Origin of the sequence: Bacillus sp. Marseille-P3661 (assembly GCF_900240995.1) — a bacterium.
Classification (GTDB): domain Bacteria; phylum Bacillota; class Bacilli; order Bacillales; family Bacillaceae_J; genus OESV01.
In genome coordinates this window covers 423,867-440,526 of record NZ_LT965954.1, presented here as the reverse complement: position 1 = coordinate 440,526, position 16,660 = coordinate 423,867, and the positions used below count along the sequence as shown (strand labels likewise).

Below are 16,660 nucleotides of genomic sequence, written 5' to 3'. Positions count from 1 at the left end.
ACTACTAATATAATAAATGTCATAAAAAATACAAGTTTAACATTTTTAAATTTTCAAAAAACATAGTATGATTAATTTAAGAGTCTATCAATTCAATGTCTCTTACATTTTTAAGAAAGGGTGAGGGAGATGTCAGCTACAAAACAGGTAAAAACAATTTGCGGCTATTGTGGCACAGGTTGTGGGTTAATACTTGAAGTAGAGAATAATGAAATTGTTAAAATACGTGGAGATAAAGAAGCGCCTGTAAACAAGGGGCAAACTTGTGTAAAAGGTGCTTTCGCATATAAGTATGTTCATGCTAAGGAACGCTTGCAAGTACCTTTAATTCGCAAGTCTGGAGAATTGATTGAAGCAACATGGGAGGAGGCTTATCAATATATTACAGATAAGATCACTTCTATAAAAAGTCAATTTGGGCCGAAAGCTTTTTCAATGTTTGCTTGTTCAAGGACAACCAATGAATCGAATTATATTACCCAAAAATTTATGAGAACAGCCATTGGCTCTAATAATATTGATGGCTGTAACCGTACTTGACACGCACCAAGTGTTGCCGGTCTGGCAACTATATTTGGAAACGGTTCACCTACGAATTCGTTAGAGGATATTGATGAAGCGAATGTGTTGTTACTAATGGGTTCTAATACAACGGAAGCACACCCAATTATCGCTAATAGAATGAAAAAGGCTGCTAAAAATGGATTGAAAATTATTGTTGTGGATCCAAGGAAAATTGATATGGTGAAGGCAGCACATCGCCATTTACAGCTTAAAGTTGGTTCTGACATTGCATTAATGAATGCGATGATTCGCGTAATTCTAAAAGAGGAACTTTATAATAAATCATTTGTTGAAAGGGTTTCCATCAATTTAGATAGTTTGACAAAGCAGGTTGAACCATATACACCTGAATACGCTGCAATGATAACTGGACTAGCTGCTGAGGATATTATTGAAACTGCACGTGAGTATGCAAAGGCACCAAACAGCATGATTGCGTATACCCTTGGAATTACAGAGCATCACTGTGGTGTAAATAATGTTTTTGACATTGCCAACCTTGCGTTATTGACAGGTCATATTGGGAAAAAAGGAAGTGGTATCATGCCACTTCGGGGACAAAATAATGTTCAAGGTGCGGGTGATATGGGCTGCCTACCAAATCAATTACCAGGTGGTGTATCTCTACTAAACGAAGAGTATCGTAATCGTTTCGAAGAACATTGGAATGTTACAATACCTGCAGAGGTTGGAGATACACAAACACGTACATTTGAGAAAATTGAAATTGGTGAAGTGAAAGTGATGTACTGTATCGGAGAAAATCCGTTAATGGCTGACGTAAATATGTCGCATACAAGAGAACTTCTTGAGAAACTTGATTTACTAATTGTACAAGATATTTTCTTAACAGAAACTGCGCAAATGGCTGATGTTGTTCTTCCTGCAAAATCATGGGGAGAAGTTGATGGAACTTATACGAATACAGACCGACGGATCCAACGAGTACGTATAGCAGTGGATGCACAACCGAACGTAAAAGAAGATTGGGAAATTTTGTGCGACATCTCAACACGTTTAGGCTATCCAATGAGTTATCGTTGTAGTGAGGAAATATGGGACGAACTACGTACACTTGCACATGAAGTATATGGTGGCATGTCCTATAAGCGGTTAGATGAGTTAAATGGACTTCAATATCCTTGTCCAACACTAGACCATCCTGGAACGTTTATATTGCATGAACATTTTCATTCTGAGGGCAATACGAAGAAAAAAGCTCCGTTTACCCCTGTTGAGTATACACCACCTTTGGAGCAGACAGATGAAAACTATCCATTTGTATTAACAACAGGAAGACGCTATGAATCATATAATACGCATTTCCAGACACGTTATTATCAAGAAGGCGTTAAAATTAAGCAAACCGAAGAAACGATTGATATTCATCCACAGGATGCAGATAAATTAGGAATAGTAGATGGTCAACAAGTAAAAGTAAGCTCAAGGCGCGGGGAATTAACGGTTAAAGCTAAAATTACCGAACAAGTAGTTCCTGGTTTAGTGTTTATGAGTTTCCATTGGAGCGAAGTTCCTACCAATGTGCTAACATTAAATGAATTTGATCCGATATCAGGAACAGCAGAATTTAAGGCATGTGCTGTAAAATTAGAAACGGTACCTAGTTAGAAATAAAAATCAGGACTGCTGATATAACTATTTAATAACAAGTACTTGGTATATAGAAACCATGTGCTTGTTATTTTTTTATTAAAATATTAAGTATTTGATAGTTACAGCAAATTACGTGTTTTTCTCATATTAAATTGAATACATATACAGTAATGAGCTTAAGTATTGAAACTAATACATAAAGGAGTGTGTTCAATGGTAGGTAAAAAACAGATGTTGATAAATGGAAAATGGGTAGAAGGAAAAGCGCATTATCAGCTTTATTCTCCTTATAGCAATGAAAAGATTGCCGAGGTCCCACTTGCAGATGAACAGGAGGTAACCACTGCAATTGAGGCAGCGGAACAGGCTAAGAAGGTAATGGCAAAAATGCCTGCACATCAACGTGCCGAAATATTAGAGCGTGTTTCGAGAATATTCCAAGAACGTTTTGATGAGTGTGCAATGGCAATAGTTAAGGAAAATGCAAAACCAATTCAGGCAGCACGTACCGAGATTGCTAGAACAATAGAAACATATAAATTTGCAGCAGAGGAAGCGAAACGAATACATGGTGAAACCATTCCATTAGATGCATCTAAAAGTGGTGAGGGACGTTTTGCATATACTCGCCGAGAACCGCTTGGAGTAATCGCGGCGATTACACCTTTTAATTTCCCATTTAATTTAGTAGCACATAAATTAGGGCCTGCGTTCGCTGCCGGAAATACAGTTGTCCTTAAACCTGCTACTAAAACCCCTTTAAGTGCACTTTTGACGGCAGAGATATTTGAACAAGCTGGTTTGCCGGCAGGGGCATTAAATGTAGTGACAGGTAAAGGTAGTGTAATTGGGGATCTACTTGTCAAGGACTATCGTGTGAAAATGGTTACTTTTACTGGAAGTGTTGATGTGGGCTTAGGAATTAAAGCAAAGTCTGGGTTAAAGAAAACAACGTTAGAGCTGGGTTCAAACTCGGTTATTGTCCACGATACAGACAATTTAGATACAGTTGTCGAACGTTGTCTCCAGGGCGCCTTTGCTTTTTCGGGTCAGGTTTGTATATCAGTTCAACGGATCTTCGTAAAACGAGATTTGTACGAATCGTTTCTTCAAAAATTAGTTTCAAAAGCAAAAACACTTGTACTTGGAGATCCAGTCCTGGAGGAAACAGCTGTTTCAGCGCTTATTGATGAATCGGAGGCAATAAGAGTTGAAGAATGGTGTAAAGAAGCTGTGGTAGGTGGTGCTAAAATTGAATGCGGTGGAAAAAGATATGGTGCACTAATGGAGCCAACTATACTTACAGGAGCTGATAGTTCATTATCGATTGCATGTAAAGAAGCATTTGGACCGATTGTTGTAGTAAATCCTTATGATACATGGGATGAAGCAATTGAAAAAGTGAATGATACGACGTATGGCTTACAAGCAGGGGTGTACACGCTGAATACAAAATTAGCATTTGATGCTGTAGAGCGGATTGAGGTAGGCGGTGTGATCATTAATGATATTCCAACATTTAGAGTAGATCATATGCCATATGGTGGAATAAAGGAAAGTGGAATGGGTAGAGAAGGTATTAAGTATTCTGTGGAAGAAATGACAGAGTTGAAGTTCGTTTCTTTTAAATTATCGTAGATAAATTTACTAAAAAGCCAAGAACGTAATAGTTCTTGGCTTTTTAGTATGATGAATCTGCATTATTTAGTTCAAAAATTAAAATAATTGCATTGCTAAATTGCGTAAAAAGAAATACAATATAATTATCGATAATTTATCGATAATTTGCTTTTGAATTAAAGGCTCTTGCAAATGATATGATGAATAGTCTTCTAAATCCATAAACTAAACTACAACTGAGGTTCTAAAATGAGTAAGAAGTCAAAGAAAGACATGATTTATGAACAGTTAAAAAATGAAATTATTTTAGGTGTAATGAAGCCAAAAGATCGAATCATTGAACTTGGAATCGCAGAGAAATTTGGTTCGAGTCAAGCACCTATTCGTGAAGCATTGCTAAAGTTACAGGAAGATGGGCTAGTTGATATGATTCCTTATACTGGTTCATTTGTGTCTGACGTTAATTTTCAAGAAATAAAGGAATTATTTGAATATCGTCGGTCAATAGAATTGAATGCTCTCAAAGCTGTTATACATCTGCTAACAAAAGATGATATTGAAGGACTTGAAAAATTATTAGCTGAAATGAAAGAAGCTGGCAAAAAGAAAAATCTTGCTGCACTTATATCATGTGATATGAATTTTCATAGAAAAATAATTGAAAAGACAAGAAAAACAATTAGCTTAAGTATTTGGTTAAAGCTTGATTTACATATAAGAAGATTTATTGCTGCTGTACATCCAACTTATTATGCTAACTTGGAAGAAATTGCAGATGAACACTATCCATTACTTGTTGCATTAAAAGAAAGAGATTTAGCAGCAGCACAAAAAGCTTTTAACGTACATTTTAATATTGATCCAATACTAAAGAAATTAAATATTTGATTTTCTGATATTGAAAGGATGATTACATTGAAAATTACTGCAATTGAAACAATCCAAGTTCCTGAGCATCCCCATTTATTATGGGTCCAAATCCATACAGATGAAGGGGTTACTGGTTTAGGGGAAACGTTCCCAAGACCTGATTCTTCACGTCGCATTATCCACGATGTATGTGCAGACATCATGATAGGTAGAAATCCGCTTGAGATTGAAAGAATCTACAATGATATATTCCAAGCAATCCATTATCATGGTTTTGCTGGTGCTGAGATGCGAGCTCTAAGTGCAATTGATATTGCGTTGTGGGATATTCTAGGTAAAGTAACAAACCAACCTGTTTATCAGTTGCTTGGTGGAAAAAGTCGAGAGCAAATCCCTGTGTATAATACATGTGTAAGCCATGGTACATATAATGACCGCGAAATGTTTCTTGAACAACCAGGGAAATTAGCTGAAGACTTATTAAAAAATGGAATTAAGGCAATGAAAATTTGGCCATTTGACGAATTAAGTGTGCCAACACAAGGGCAGTCGATATCTAAAGATTTACTAAAACAAGGCGTAAGTGTGATAAAAGAAATTCGTGCGGCGGTTGGTGATGAGATCGAAATTGCGCTAGAGGGTCATGCATGTTGGAATGTTCCTGCTGCGATAAAAATTGCACGCGCTGTTGAAGAATATGATTTAATGTGGCTCGAAGATATGATCCCAGCTGACTATACAGATGGTTTAGTTCAACTTCGTCAATCAACTACAACGCCAATCTGTGCAAGTGAGCGCTTGTTTTCTAGATTTCAATTCCATCCTTTAATGGAAAAGAAAGCAGCCGATATTATTATGCCTGATATTACATGGACTGGTGGCTTAACAGAGACAAGGAAAATTTCAATCTTAGCATCTACTTATCAGTTACCAATTGCACCACATAATTGTGGTGGACCAATTATGAATCTAGCAAATGCACATCTGTGTGCACATATACCAAATCTATTTATTTGTGAATCTGTTCGATCATTTTATAATACGTACTTCGAAAAATTAGTTACTCAACCTATACAAGTGAAAAACGGTAATATGCAATTACCAGAGGGTACGGGTATTGGTGCTGAACTAAGACCTGAAATTTTAAAACGTTCAGATTTAATACGTGAAGTTACGGAGAAATCATCCGGCGGTGCCCATTGGGCAGCAGGCGATCCGTGGAAAGATGATTTAGGAAATAAATTCTAGTTATGTTTTAGCCCAATTGCTTTTGATGTAGAATTAACAAACAAAATAATACGTATTGTCATCAATTATCTCGCCCAAATAGGTGAAATATTGTCATATTTATCTTGAAGATTATATGAGTGTTAAGCAACAGCCTGGTTGATTGGGCTGTTTTTTTAATGTTTCAATATGTCCCTAGTAGGAAGGATAAATACAGTGGTGCCCTAGTCACTGATTTTAATAGGTGCACAAAAGAACGTTAGAAAACCTAACATTCGTCAAAAAATGATGTAAGATTTTATGACGAATATACTGAAAAGGGAAAAAGGTTCGGTTAAACTTACCATTAAGAAAAGAAAACTAACATAAAAGGGGGATTAATCATTTGCCGCTTTTACGTTATATAGTTGAACAACAAAAAAACAAGTTAATAAAAGAATTAATACGAAAAGGAATATATAAAAAGAACGATCTTTACTTATATCAATTAACTTTAACCGAATTGGAGGAAATATATAAATTAAGAGTTCAAAATCATACGAATGATCGTCAACAACTATAACTGACCTTAATTGTTAATAACTAATTTGTATTGAAAGGAGATTACTCAATGAATCCAAATCCAGAAGTGATAAAGTTAGCTAAACAAATAATTGAATTAGATATTTTGCGCGATGAAATTTGGGAACAACTTCTACAAAAATACGGTCACGATGCATACGTATTATTACGAAATCTTGAAAATGGTATTGAAACGAACAAGGGAAATGCAATTTAAGTACGTTAAATATAATATAGTTAAATACTGCCTTAGGAGGCAGTTTTTTTGGCTAAAATGAAATTTGAATAACATCCATTGGTAATTTTGCATATTAATTAATGCTGTTCTAAAACATATAGTAGTATAATAGACTCATAAATGAGCTGGAACAGGAGTGAGTAGTCGTGGTAAAAACGAAGCTTGAGGTTAACACCGAGTATATTGATCGCTATTCAAAGGTGGCCAATATTATTGAAGCTAGACGTAAAGAGCTAGGGCTATCACTTAAGGATTTAGAAGAAATGACAGGACTATGTTCACCTGCTATATCAAGATTAACAAGTGTAATGAACAGACCACGTTTAGATACCTTATACAAGGTCTTAGATGCTTTAGAATTAGATTTCAAGGTCGAACGCAAAGAAAGTAAGAGTAGGACTAGCGTTGTTACGGCTAGGTTAAACGTAAACCAATACAATGTTTGGGTGAAAAAAGGAACATACATTGATTGTATACAAGTAAAAGCTAAAACCAAGTATGAAGTAAAGCAAATCATAAATGAAACTAATCCTGACTGGGATATTTCTACTATTGAATTATATAGTAAAGGTAATTTCTAAAGAATACCGTTTAATGGTCACTTTCCTTTTGAAAACATAACACCCTCCAACTTGAATCAAAAACAATACATTAAATTAATTAAACAAATACGCAATAAAGAAGTAAAAGTTGGGAAATTTAATGTTATAAAAAGAAATATGGAGGGTTTCAGATGAAAAATGAGGAACGCGATATAATCACAATCGAAGATGAGCAAGGTAATGAACAACATTTTGCACTAGAAGCTCTATTTGATATGAATGAACAGTCTTATGCCTTATTAACTTCTCAAGAAAATTTTGATGAGACGATTTTAATGCGGGTTGAAGTTGAGGGCGAGAATCAATTTCTAGTTGGCATAATGGACCCAAGTGAAAGTGAAGCCCTACTAAATGCATATCAGATTGCTGTTGATGCAGCACCTGCAGAATAGGAATATAATATGAAAGAAAAAGATAAAGTAATTGATGTAATGCAGTCTGATATCGAAGCCCAAATTATAACTGAGATTACAGGCATGTCCTTTACCAAAAATTTTCGGTCGGCTACTGCAGAGGAATGGTATATTTTTTTACCAGGATTCTCTGACCCTAGGACGGGTGGGGCTGCAGGAAAAGCTATCATTCATTATGCACTGTATGGAAATAGAGATATGTTCATCAATACTACAATCATTTACGATGACCCCAAGTTACATGATGACCAACAACATCAGTTGGTATACGCTATTTCAGACGAAATTGTTAACCGGTTAGTCGGCTATGCTGATACGTTGCTGGCAGTTCATGCTGGTGCGAATTCTTACGAAGCAGAATACAAGCAATGAAGAGAGATCAATTTTTCTAGATTGGTCTTTTATTTTTTTTGTTTTATTTACTTCCACGAAGTTTCGTTGTATAATTTAACTTTAATTGTATAGCTATTCTGGTTTTTATATAAAAGATCATTGGAAAGGAGTCGTATCATGGCAAAAAAGTCGATGATTGCAAAGCAAAAACGAACCCAAAAATATGTAGTTCGTAACTATACTCGTTGTGAACGATGTGGTCGTCCCCACTCTGTTATTAGAAAATTTAAGCTTTGCCGTATTTGTTTCCGCGAATTAGCATATGCTGGTCAAATTCCAGGCGTAAAAAAGGCAAGCTGGTAAATTGCTAGATTAATATATAAGAAATGGCTCCTAACTGGAGTCATTTTTAAATTGTCTTAGAGAAATAATCACTAACTGTACATATTTGTCTACATCTTAGCCGTAGTTGTTTGCACCTTTTTTTAAAAGTATCTCTATCAAACATAGCTTAATCATTGGAAAATAAATAGAAACTCGTGCTTATATAAACGCATAGTATAACAAGTTAATAGATTAATAAATAAAAGGGGATCAATAAAGTAATGAAAATATTAAAAAGTTTTCTGGTCGCAATATTAGTTTCAATGTGCATAGCTGTAGGAAGTAGTGCAGCTCCGTCTATTCAAGTTGTTATGAATGGAACTCTACAAATATATGATCAAAATCCAGTTATTGAGAATGGCCGTACGCTAGTACCATTAAGAGGTATTTTTGAGTCATTGGGGGCAACCGTTAAATGGGACCCAACGACTAAAGAAATTACTGCGGAAAAAACTAATAAATTAGTATGGTTAAAAATTGGCTCTTCAACGACGATGGTTGATGGACAGCCTGTCCTCATTGATGTGCCAGCACAAATAGTAAATGACCGCACAATGGTTCCGTTACGTTTTATAAGTGAATCGTTTGGGGCAAAGGTTAATTATATTAATGAGCAAAGACTTGTAGAGATTACAGTAGAAAGTAAAAGTTTACCACAGTTTTTAGTTGTTCAAGAGGATGAGCCTGTTATCGTAATGAAAACAACAAAAGGTGAAATTAAAATAAAGCTATTTCCGACCTATGCTCCGAAGGCAGTTGAAAATTTCTTAACTCATAGTAAAAATGGATATTATAACGGGTTAACTTTCCACCGTGTCATCGAGAATTTTATGATCCAAGGTGGGGATCCAAATGGGAATGGTACCGGTGGGCAAAGTATTTGGGGCAAACCGTTTAATGATGAATTCACACCTAAATTAGCTCATTTCCCAGGGGCATTATCGATGGCAAATAGCGGTCCTAATACAAATGGAAGTCAATTTTTTATTGTCCAAACACAGTCATTAGGCGATATTCGTTTAATTGATTATATGGAACAAGAAGGCTATTCAAAAAATCTGATTGAAAAGTATAACGAAGTTGGTGGTGCCCCGTGGCTAGACAACGTCCATACTGTGTTTGGGCAAGTTATTTCCGGAATGGAGATTGTCAATCAAATTGCAGCTGTTGAAGTAGACTCATCAGATAAACCGATTGAGGCTGTGATTATAAAAGAGATTATTGTTGAGAAAAACTAACCTATGATCTTGATTCTGACAGGGGCAGGGGAAAAATCGGAAAAGAGTCAGAATCCAGCTATGATTCTGACAGTAGTATAAGAAAAATCAGGAAAGAGTCAGAAACCAGCAGCGATTCTGACTCGAATAGAAGAAAAAATCATAGACCAGTGATTCTGACAGGATTAGCAGAAAAAATCGGAAAAGAGTCAGAATCCAGCTATGATTCTGACAGTAGTATAAGAAAAATCAGGAAAGAGTCAGAAACCAGCAGTGATTCTGACTCGAATAGAAGAAAAAATCGGGAATGAGTCGGAATCCAACTTCAGCACAAGCCCTAAAAAGCTGATCAGACCAAAACTGTTGTCGTTTCCATTCGACAGCTAAGCTAACCTAAACTTAATAGCAGGTATTTGTGCCGCAAAGGTTTGCGGTATATTCCTTCAAAACTACAGGTTTGTACCACATCTTTCTGCATATGCTTTAGAACTTAATTATTTATATTCGTACTGGATTTTTTAAAATTCTTCAAGCTAAACTATACACTTTCTCAAACACAGTATATGTATTGACTGCATTTAAGTCTATTTGATAGCCGATTCCAGGTTGATCAGGAACATGGATATAGCCATTATCAACCATAACTTCAGGGGTAATAATATCTTTTTCCCAATAGCGTGCTGACCCTGCCGTATCACCGGGTAAAGTGAAGTTAGCTAGCGATGTTAGAGCAACGTTATGGGCTCTGCCGATACCGGTTTCAAGCATACCTCCACACCAAACGGCAATTCCTTTTGTTTGGCAGTAATCATGAATACGTTTAGCTACTGTTAAACCACCAACACGGCCTATTTTAATATTAATGATTTTGCAGCTACCGTTTTCAATCGCTTTACGAGCATCTTCAAAGGAATTTATACTCTCGTCCAAGCAGATAGGCGTTTTAAGTACCTTTTGGAGAACTGCATGATCTAAAATATCGTCAGACCCTAATGGTTGTTCAATCATCATTAAATTAAACTCATCAAGTGCTTTAAGTGTATCGATATCATTAATAGAATAAGCTGAATTTGCATCGCCCATTAATGGGAGATTGGGGAATTCATTTCTAATGGCTTTCATTACATTTACATCCCAGCCGGGCTTAATTTTAACTTTCATCCGCTTATAGCCTTCATATATATATTGTTCAATTATTTTTAATAATTCATCTATGCTCTTCTGAATGCCAATACTGACACCTACTTCTATTTTTTTATGAGTCCCCCCTAAAGCTTGTGCTAATGATTGTTCTGTTGTTTGGGCATATAAATCCCATATTGCACCTTCGATTGTTGCTTTGGCCATATTATTCCTTTTAATATAGGAAAACCATTCTGTTACCTGATCCGGATGTTCAATCTTTTTGTCGAGAATAACAGGGATTAAGAAGTCTTCGAGGATGTGCCAATTGGTTCTAAAGGTTTCCTCAGTATACCATGGAGCTGTAAAGGCAACTGATTCGCCCCAACCGCTGCGCCCCATTTCATCAACAGCCTCAAGTAGTATGAATTCCTTGTTACGTAATGTTCCAAAACTGGTTGTAAAATCAAATTTCATCCTCATTTTCAAATGTCTCAATTTTATGCTTTTAATTTTCATAACAAGTCCTCCATATTAATTGGTAAGATTAAAGCGGTAAGAGTAAAAAAGTTCATTGATCATTGTAGAAATTTCGATTCCAAAGTTTGTATTTATAGAATATTAATTTGTTCCTTTAACATCGTACTATCTATTGTACATAAAGAAAATTAAGTACCATAGTTAAGATTATTATTAGTTTGGCCAGAGTTTAATAAGAATTGTATAATATTTGAAAATTCACTTAACAAAACAGAAATCAACTGCTATACTTGCAATAGTAAGAATAGTAAATTTGATAATTTAATAGTTTAGAAAGCTAGGGGTGCCGATTGGCTGAGAGGACATTTGTCTAACCCTTGAACCTGATTTGGTTAGAACCAACGTAGGGAAGCTTTTTTGTTATGAAATAAAACAAAATGGCCTACCTATTAGCTGGTGGGTCTTTTTTTTGTATTAAAAATCGCTATAGCTATTGAAGGGAGATTATTGGAGATGAAAGACACGTTAACTATTGGTGGGATTGATTTACATAATCGTTTATTTACAGGCACAGGAAAGTTTGCGGATCACAGTGTAATGAAAGATGCACTAGAGCAGTCTAATTCACAAGTTGTAACAGTTGCATTAAGAAGAGTAGATTTAGAGGATCAACAAGAAAATATTTTAAATGATATTCCAAAGGATGTGATTTTGCTTCCTAATACTTCTGGTGCAAGAACAGCGGAGGAAGCAGTCCGTATTGCGCGTTTGGCTAAGGCTTGCGGCATGGGGAACTGGATTAAAATCGAAGTTATTTCTGATCAAAAATATTTACTTCCAGATAACGAAGAGACGATTAAGGCAACTGAAATCTTAGCTGAAGAAGGTTTCATTGTTTTACCTTATATGAACCCTGATTTAATGGCAGCCAAAAAGCTTCAACAAGCAGGGGCAGCTGCTGTTATGCCATTAGGCTCACCGATTGGTTCAAATCGAGGTATCAAAATGAAAGAAATGATTCAAATTTTAATCAATGAAATTGATGTACCGATTGTTGTAGATGCAGGTATTGGCAGACCATCTGAAGCTGCTGAAGCGATGGAAATGGGTGCAGCTGCTGTTTTAGTTAATACTGCGATAGCAACGGCAGACAATCCAGTTGAGATGGCTATTGCATTTGATTTAGCTGTTAAAGCAGGTAGAAAAGCGTATCTTGCGGGACTAGGTCCAACATCTGTGACTGCAAAAGCTTCCTCACCATTAACAGGATTTTTAGTTTAAGTGATGCGTGATATATAAAACATTGTAAAGCCTTGTTTACAATTAATATGAAAATGGGGGAGAAAAATTGAGTTTTTACGAAAAATACGAAACTGTTAAAAACTTACCGTTTGATGAAATTTTTAATGAAATTAAGATCAATGATGTCCAAAAAGTATTGCAAAAGGATACATTAACAGAACAGGATCTTCTAGTATTACTTTCACCTGCTGCCGAAACATGTTTAGAACAGATCGCACAAAAAGCACATCATTTGACGGTACAACATTTTGGAAAAGTGATCGGTCTTTATGCGCCATTATATATAACCGATTATTGCGTAAATCAATGTAAGTATTGCAGTTTTAGTGTTGAAAACAATTTTCCGCGCAGACGTTTGACGATGGCGGAAATTGAGGAAGAAGCGCAAGCCATCATTGAGATGGGCATTAAGCATTTAATTATTTTAACAGGAGAGTCAAGAATGCATTCTTCTGTTTCTTATCTATGTGAAAGTGTTGATGTTCTCAAAAAATATTTCTCTTCATTATCAATTGAGATTCAGCCTTTGCAAACAGAAGAATATAAACAGTTGGTTGATCGAGGGGTAGATGGACTTACAGTATATCAAGAGGTATATAATGAGGAGATTTATAAACAAATTCATGTTAAAGGACCTAAAAGAGATTTTCGCTATCGACTGGATGCACCAGAAAGAGGCTGTCAAGCAGGTATGCGTTCTGTGAATATTGGTGCACTGCTTGGTATGGATGATTGGCGAAAAGAAATTTTCTTTACAGCTCTTCATGGACAATATTTACAGCGCAAGTATATAGATACTGATATCGCTGTATCATTTCCGCGACTACGTCCCCATTTAGGAAGTTTTCAACCTAAAGTGGATGTAACGGATAAATATCTAGTACAAGCGATGTTAGCAATCAGACTATTTCTTCCTCGGGCAGGAATCACATTATCTACCCGAGAAAATGCCGAATTACGTGAGCACCTCTTACCACTAGGTGTTACGAAAATGTCTGCAGCATCCTCAACTGTTGTTGGTGGATATGCAAATAAAGAAAATAAAAATAGTCAGTTTGAAATATCTGATGACCGTAGTGTTGCTGAAGTAAAAGCTGCTATTAAGCAGTTAGGATATCAGCCAGTAACGAAAGATTGGCAAATACTTTCTGTTTAATGGAAATGTGTGAGAGACTATGAAAAAAGAACTCCATGTTATTTCAACGGGGAAACAATCTGCTGATGAATTAACTGCAATAGCAAGTGTTATTCATCCATTTATAGATGCTCTGCATTTGCGAGAAAAAAGTATGAACGCAAGCGAATTATTTAAACTTGTTAATAATTTAATTAGCGGTGGCGTTCCTCGATCTAAATTATATATAAATGACCGTGTTGATGTAGCTGCTGCAACCGGTGTGAATGGGGTACAACTTGGCTACAACAGTCTCGATGTATCTGCCGTCAAAGAGACGTTTCCAAGGCTTAGAGTGGGCAGTTCTGTGCATTCTCTTAAAGAAGCACTTGAAAAGGAACAACAGGGCGCTGATTTTCTTGTATTTGGTCATATTTTCAATACAACCTCTAAGCCGGACTTGCAGCCAAGAGGGATTGCTAGCTTACGAGAATTAACAGATGCGGTATCCATTCCTGTAATTGCAATTGGTGGAATAAATACAACTAATATAGCCAATGTATTGCAAGCAAATGTACAAGGAGTAGCTGTTTTGTCAGCCATATTAGAAGATAAAAACCCATTAATAAGGGCAAAGGAACTTAATAGATTACTATATGGAAGTGAGGTGGGATCATGCAGCTTCAAGTGAATGGAAACATTGTACAACTTCCAAACACTCTTCAGTACGTTATCGAAGTACTAACTCATTATGAATTAGAAAACAAACCAGTAATCGTAGAATTAAACGGACAGATTGTTATGAAGGAATCACTTCATAGTACAACGATTTCCGAAGGTGATACGCTTGAGATTGTCCATTTTGTCGGTGGTGGTTGATCTATTTCTCCTAGAACTAACATATTTGATAAAGAGGTGACAGTTTATGACTATCTATAAAGCACTTACTATTGCTGGATCTGATTCTGGCGGTGGAGCAGGTATTCAAGCTGATTTAAAAACTTTTCAAGAGCTCGGCGTTTTTGGTATGACTGCCATAACAGCTGTTACTGCACAAAATACAATGGGTGTACAAGGGGTTTATCCAATACCTGTTGAAGGAATCGTTCAACAAATGGAATCCATTGGAACGGATTTAATACCCAATGCTTTTAAAACTGGAATGCTTTTTAATAGTGAAATTATCGAAGCCGTTGCTGAATTAATAAAGAAATATAATTGGCATAATCTTGTAGTCGACCCAGTTATGATTGCTAAAGGTGGCGCTTCTTTATTAAAGCAGCAGGCAATCGATGCTCTTAAACAGTTCTTACTTCCATTAGCGAAGGTTGTAACACCTAATATACCAGAAGCAGAAGTATTGACCGGAATAAAAATAGAGTCAATAGAAGATCGTAAAAAAGCTGCAATGGAGTTACATCGATTAGGAGCACAATACGTTATGATTAAAGGTGGTCATGAAGACAATAGTGAGATAATGACCGATTTATTATATGACGGTGAAGGTTTCAGGGAATATAAAAGTAAAAAAGTTCATACTAAAAATACACATGGAACAGGATGTACATTCTCAGCTGCAATTACAGCACATATAGCAAAAGGTGAAAGTGTCCCAGTAGCTATTCATTATGCAAAAGATTTTATCCAGGCAGCGATTGAAGAGGATTTACATCTCGGTCAAGGGCATGGTCCTACAAATCATTGGGCATATAATAACCGTGGAGCTATAAAGCTATGATTTACTCAGAAGAATATATTCGTAAGAAACTAAAGCTGTATTTTATATTGGGAAGTAGTAACTGTCTTCGAAATCCAGTAGAGGTATTAGAGGAAGCGGTTCAAGGCGGAATTACGTTCTTTCAATTTCGTGAGAAGGGTCCAGGGTGTAAGACGGGGAAAGAAAAGCTCATGCTGGCTAAGCAGCTTCAGGAAATTTGTAAACAAAACGAAGTTCCCTTCATCGTAAATGATGATATTGATTTAGCATTAGAGTTAGATGCAGATGGTGTTCACATTGGTCAGGAGGATGAAAATCCTTTAAATGTTAGAACACGAATTGGAAACAAAATACTTGGGATTTCAGCTCATAATGTAACTGAAGCCCGACTGGCAATAGAACAAGGTGCGGATTATATAGGTGTCGGTCCAATGTATCCTACCAATACAAAAACTGACACGCGAGCAGTACAAGGCCCAACTGTTATCAAGGAAATAAGAAGTCAACATATCACAATCCCGGTTGTAGGAATTGGTGGAATTTCAAAAGGATTAATAAAGCCGGTTATTAATGCGGGTGCAGATGGAGTGGCCATCATATCGGCGATAAGCCAAGCAGTCGACCCCAAAACAGAAGCTAGTCTATTATTGAATGAAATGCAAAGTACTGTGTGATTGGAAACTTATTAGTATGAAATTTTTGTTAGTGTTTATAAATTAATATTATGATGCTAATATAATCCCTTCTGTGTAGTCAGTATGAGATAACATACAGCTCTAGATAGAAGGGATTTATTTGGCGTGGAGAATTTTCACTTTATGAAGAGGGAAAGTGTTTTTGGAATATAGAGAGCCTCCTTCATAGTGGAATGAAGAGAGCAGAGCAAAGTACCGTAAAAATTCAAGTTGCCCCCCTTTATAGAGCGAATGAATGTAAAGCTCCAAATGGAGTTAGAATCAGGCTGCGATTCTGACAGTAAATCGAGTTAAGTTTCAAATGGAGTCAGAATCGGACTGCGATTCTGACAGTAAATCGAGTAAAGTTGCAAATGGAGTCAGAATCGGGCTGCGATTCTGACAGTAAATCGAGTAAAGTTGCAAATGGAGTCAGAATGGGGCTGCGATTCTGACAGTAAATCGAGTAAAGTTCCAAATGGAGTCAGAATCGGGCTATGAATCTGACAGTAAATCGAGTAAAGTTGCAAATGGAGTCAGAATCAGGCTATGAATCTGACAGTAAATCGAGTAAAGTTGCAAATGGAGTCAGAATCGGGCTGCGATTC

18 protein-coding genes and 1 riboswitch are annotated in these 16,660 nt (G+C 36.3%); of the genes, 17 read left to right on the top strand and 1 reads right to left on the bottom strand.

Annotated features, from left to right (window positions below; genetic code table 11):
* The first annotated feature begins 129 nt into the window (after positions 1–129).
* The 11 genes from fdhF to C1724_RS26410 all read left to right on the top strand — a co-directional run bounded on the left by fdhF (position 130) and on the right by C1724_RS26410 (position 9,664).
* The gene (fdhF, locus tag C1724_RS13155; protein WP_258000388.1) at positions 130–2,193 is read left to right on the top strand and encodes a formate dehydrogenase subunit alpha; all 2,064 of its coding nucleotides are present in this window, start codon (positions 130–132) and stop codon (positions 2,191–2,193) included.
* 198 nt (positions 2,194–2,391) lie between these two features.
* Positions 2,392–3,816, top strand: coding sequence for an aldehyde dehydrogenase family protein (locus C1724_RS13150; protein WP_180994268.1), 1,425 nt, complete (start codon positions 2,392–2,394; stop codon positions 3,814–3,816).
* Between the two features lie 231 nt (positions 3,817–4,047).
* A complete protein-coding gene (locus C1724_RS13145) occupies positions 4,048–4,686 on the top strand; it encodes a GntR family transcriptional regulator (RefSeq protein ID WP_102347221.1) in 639 nt (212 codons plus the stop codon).
* A 27-nt stretch (positions 4,687–4,713) separates the two neighbouring features.
* A complete protein-coding gene (locus tag C1724_RS13140) occupies positions 4,714–5,916 on the top strand; it encodes a mandelate racemase/muconate lactonizing enzyme family protein (protein ID WP_180994267.1) in 1,203 nt (400 codons plus the stop codon).
* A gap of 364 nt (positions 5,917–6,280) precedes the next feature.
* Positions 6,281–6,457 carry a Fur-regulated basic protein FbpA gene (locus C1724_RS13135; protein ID WP_102347219.1) on the top strand — a complete coding sequence of 59 codons (177 nt, stop codon included), beginning with the start codon at positions 6,281–6,283 and terminating at the stop codon, positions 6,455–6,457.
* 48 nt (positions 6,458–6,505) lie between these two features.
* The gene (locus C1724_RS25645) at positions 6,506–6,673 is read left to right on the top strand and encodes a hypothetical protein (RefSeq protein ID WP_180994266.1); all 168 of its coding nucleotides are present in this window, start codon (positions 6,506–6,508) and stop codon (positions 6,671–6,673) included.
* Between the two features lie 167 nt (positions 6,674–6,840).
* On the top strand, positions 6,841–7,275 hold the full coding sequence (locus tag C1724_RS13130) for a helix-turn-helix domain-containing protein (protein WP_102347218.1): 435 nt from the start codon (positions 6,841–6,843) through the stop codon (positions 7,273–7,275).
* A 152-nt stretch (positions 7,276–7,427) separates the two neighbouring features.
* Positions 7,428–7,688, top strand: a complete 261-nt coding sequence (locus C1724_RS13125) for a DUF1292 domain-containing protein (protein ID WP_102347217.1) — start codon at positions 7,428–7,430, stop codon at positions 7,686–7,688.
* 39 nt (positions 7,689–7,727) lie between these two features.
* A complete protein-coding gene (locus C1724_RS13120) occupies positions 7,728–8,081 on the top strand; it encodes a hypothetical protein (protein WP_374703460.1) in 354 nt (117 codons plus the stop codon).
* Between the two features lie 138 nt (positions 8,082–8,219).
* On the top strand, positions 8,220–8,405 hold the full coding sequence (locus tag C1724_RS13115; protein ID WP_102347215.1) for a type Z 30S ribosomal protein S14: 186 nt from the start codon (positions 8,220–8,222) through the stop codon (positions 8,403–8,405).
* 242 nt (positions 8,406–8,647) lie between these two features.
* Positions 8,648–9,664: a peptidylprolyl isomerase gene (locus C1724_RS26410; RefSeq protein ID WP_374703452.1), complete on the top strand. Its 1,017-nt coding sequence runs from the start codon at positions 8,648–8,650 to the stop codon at positions 9,662–9,664.
* A gap of 507 nt (positions 9,665–10,171) precedes the next feature.
* Here the strand turns inward: C1724_RS26410 and menC are convergent.
* On the bottom strand, positions 10,172–11,284 hold the full coding sequence (gene menC / locus C1724_RS13105; protein ID WP_102347214.1) for an o-succinylbenzoate synthase: 1,113 nt from the start codon (positions 11,282–11,284) through the stop codon (positions 10,172–10,174).
* Positions 11,285–11,574: 290 nt separating this feature from the next.
* A riboswitch (TPP riboswitch) is annotated at positions 11,575–11,672 on the top strand.
* Between the two features lie 86 nt (positions 11,673–11,758).
* Between menC and C1724_RS13100 the strand changes: the two genes are divergently transcribed.
* The 6 genes from C1724_RS13100 to thiE all read left to right on the top strand — a co-directional run bounded on the left by C1724_RS13100 (position 11,759) and on the right by thiE (position 16,052).
* On the top strand, positions 11,759–12,526 hold the full coding sequence (locus C1724_RS13100) for a thiazole synthase (RefSeq protein WP_102347213.1): 768 nt from the start codon (positions 11,759–11,761) through the stop codon (positions 12,524–12,526).
* A gap of 67 nt (positions 12,527–12,593) precedes the next feature.
* On the top strand, positions 12,594–13,703 hold the full coding sequence (gene thiH, locus C1724_RS13095; protein WP_102347212.1) for a 2-iminoacetate synthase ThiH: 1,110 nt from the start codon (positions 12,594–12,596) through the stop codon (positions 13,701–13,703).
* Between the two features lie 19 nt (positions 13,704–13,722).
* Positions 13,723–14,352: a thiazole tautomerase TenI gene (tenI, locus tag C1724_RS13090; protein ID WP_102347211.1), complete on the top strand. Its 630-nt coding sequence runs from the start codon at positions 13,723–13,725 to the stop codon at positions 14,350–14,352.
* Entirely contained in the window at positions 14,337–14,540 is a 204-nt protein-coding gene (gene thiS / locus C1724_RS13085; protein WP_102347210.1) for a sulfur carrier protein ThiS, read from the top strand. The genes tenI and thiS overlap by 16 nt, the downstream gene beginning before the upstream one ends.
* Before the next feature lie 46 nt (positions 14,541–14,586).
* Positions 14,587–15,399, top strand: coding sequence for a bifunctional hydroxymethylpyrimidine kinase/phosphomethylpyrimidine kinase (thiD, locus tag C1724_RS13080; protein ID WP_102347209.1), 813 nt, complete (start codon positions 14,587–14,589; stop codon positions 15,397–15,399).
* Positions 15,396–16,052, top strand: a complete 657-nt coding sequence (gene thiE / locus C1724_RS13075) for a thiamine phosphate synthase (RefSeq protein WP_102347208.1) — start codon at positions 15,396–15,398, stop codon at positions 16,050–16,052. The genes thiD and thiE overlap by 4 nt, the downstream gene beginning before the upstream one ends.
* Positions 16,053–16,660: the final 608 nt, after the last annotated feature.

What these genes read in the sequence shown, in the direction of transcription:
- C1724_RS13150 (WP_180994268.1), top strand. Translation starts at nt 2,392, where the DNA reads ATGGTAGGTAAAAAACAGATGTTGATAAATGGAAAATGGGTAGAAGGA.
- C1724_RS13145 (WP_102347221.1), top strand. Translation starts at nt 4,048, where the DNA reads ATGAGTAAGAAGTCAAAGAAAGACATGATTTATGAACAGTTAAAAAAT.
- C1724_RS25645 (WP_180994266.1), top strand. Translation starts at nt 6,506, where the DNA reads ATGAATCCAAATCCAGAAGTGATAAAGTTAGCTAAACAAATAATTGAA.
- C1724_RS13125 (WP_102347217.1), top strand. Translation starts at nt 7,428, where the DNA reads ATGAAAAATGAGGAACGCGATATAATCACAATCGAAGATGAGCAAGGT.
- C1724_RS13120 (WP_374703460.1), top strand. Translation starts at nt 7,728, where the DNA reads ATGCAGTCTGATATCGAAGCCCAAATTATAACTGAGATTACAGGCATG.
- C1724_RS13115 (WP_102347215.1), top strand. Translation starts at nt 8,220, where the DNA reads ATGGCAAAAAAGTCGATGATTGCAAAGCAAAAACGAACCCAAAAATAT.
- C1724_RS26410 (WP_374703452.1), top strand. Translation starts at nt 8,648, where the DNA reads ATGAAAATATTAAAAAGTTTTCTGGTCGCAATATTAGTTTCAATGTGC.
- menC (WP_102347214.1), bottom strand. Translation starts at nt 11,284, where the DNA reads ATGAAAATTAAAAGCATAAAATTGAGACATTTGAAAATGAGGATGAAA.
- C1724_RS13100 (WP_102347213.1), top strand. Translation starts at nt 11,759, where the DNA reads ATGAAAGACACGTTAACTATTGGTGGGATTGATTTACATAATCGTTTA.
- tenI (WP_102347211.1), top strand. Translation starts at nt 13,723, where the DNA reads ATGAAAAAAGAACTCCATGTTATTTCAACGGGGAAACAATCTGCTGAT.
- thiS (WP_102347210.1), top strand. Translation starts at nt 14,337, where the DNA reads ATGCAGCTTCAAGTGAATGGAAACATTGTACAACTTCCAAACACTCTT.
- thiD (WP_102347209.1), top strand. Translation starts at nt 14,587, where the DNA reads ATGACTATCTATAAAGCACTTACTATTGCTGGATCTGATTCTGGCGGT.
- thiE (WP_102347208.1), top strand. Translation starts at nt 15,396, where the DNA reads ATGATTTACTCAGAAGAATATATTCGTAAGAAACTAAAGCTGTATTTT.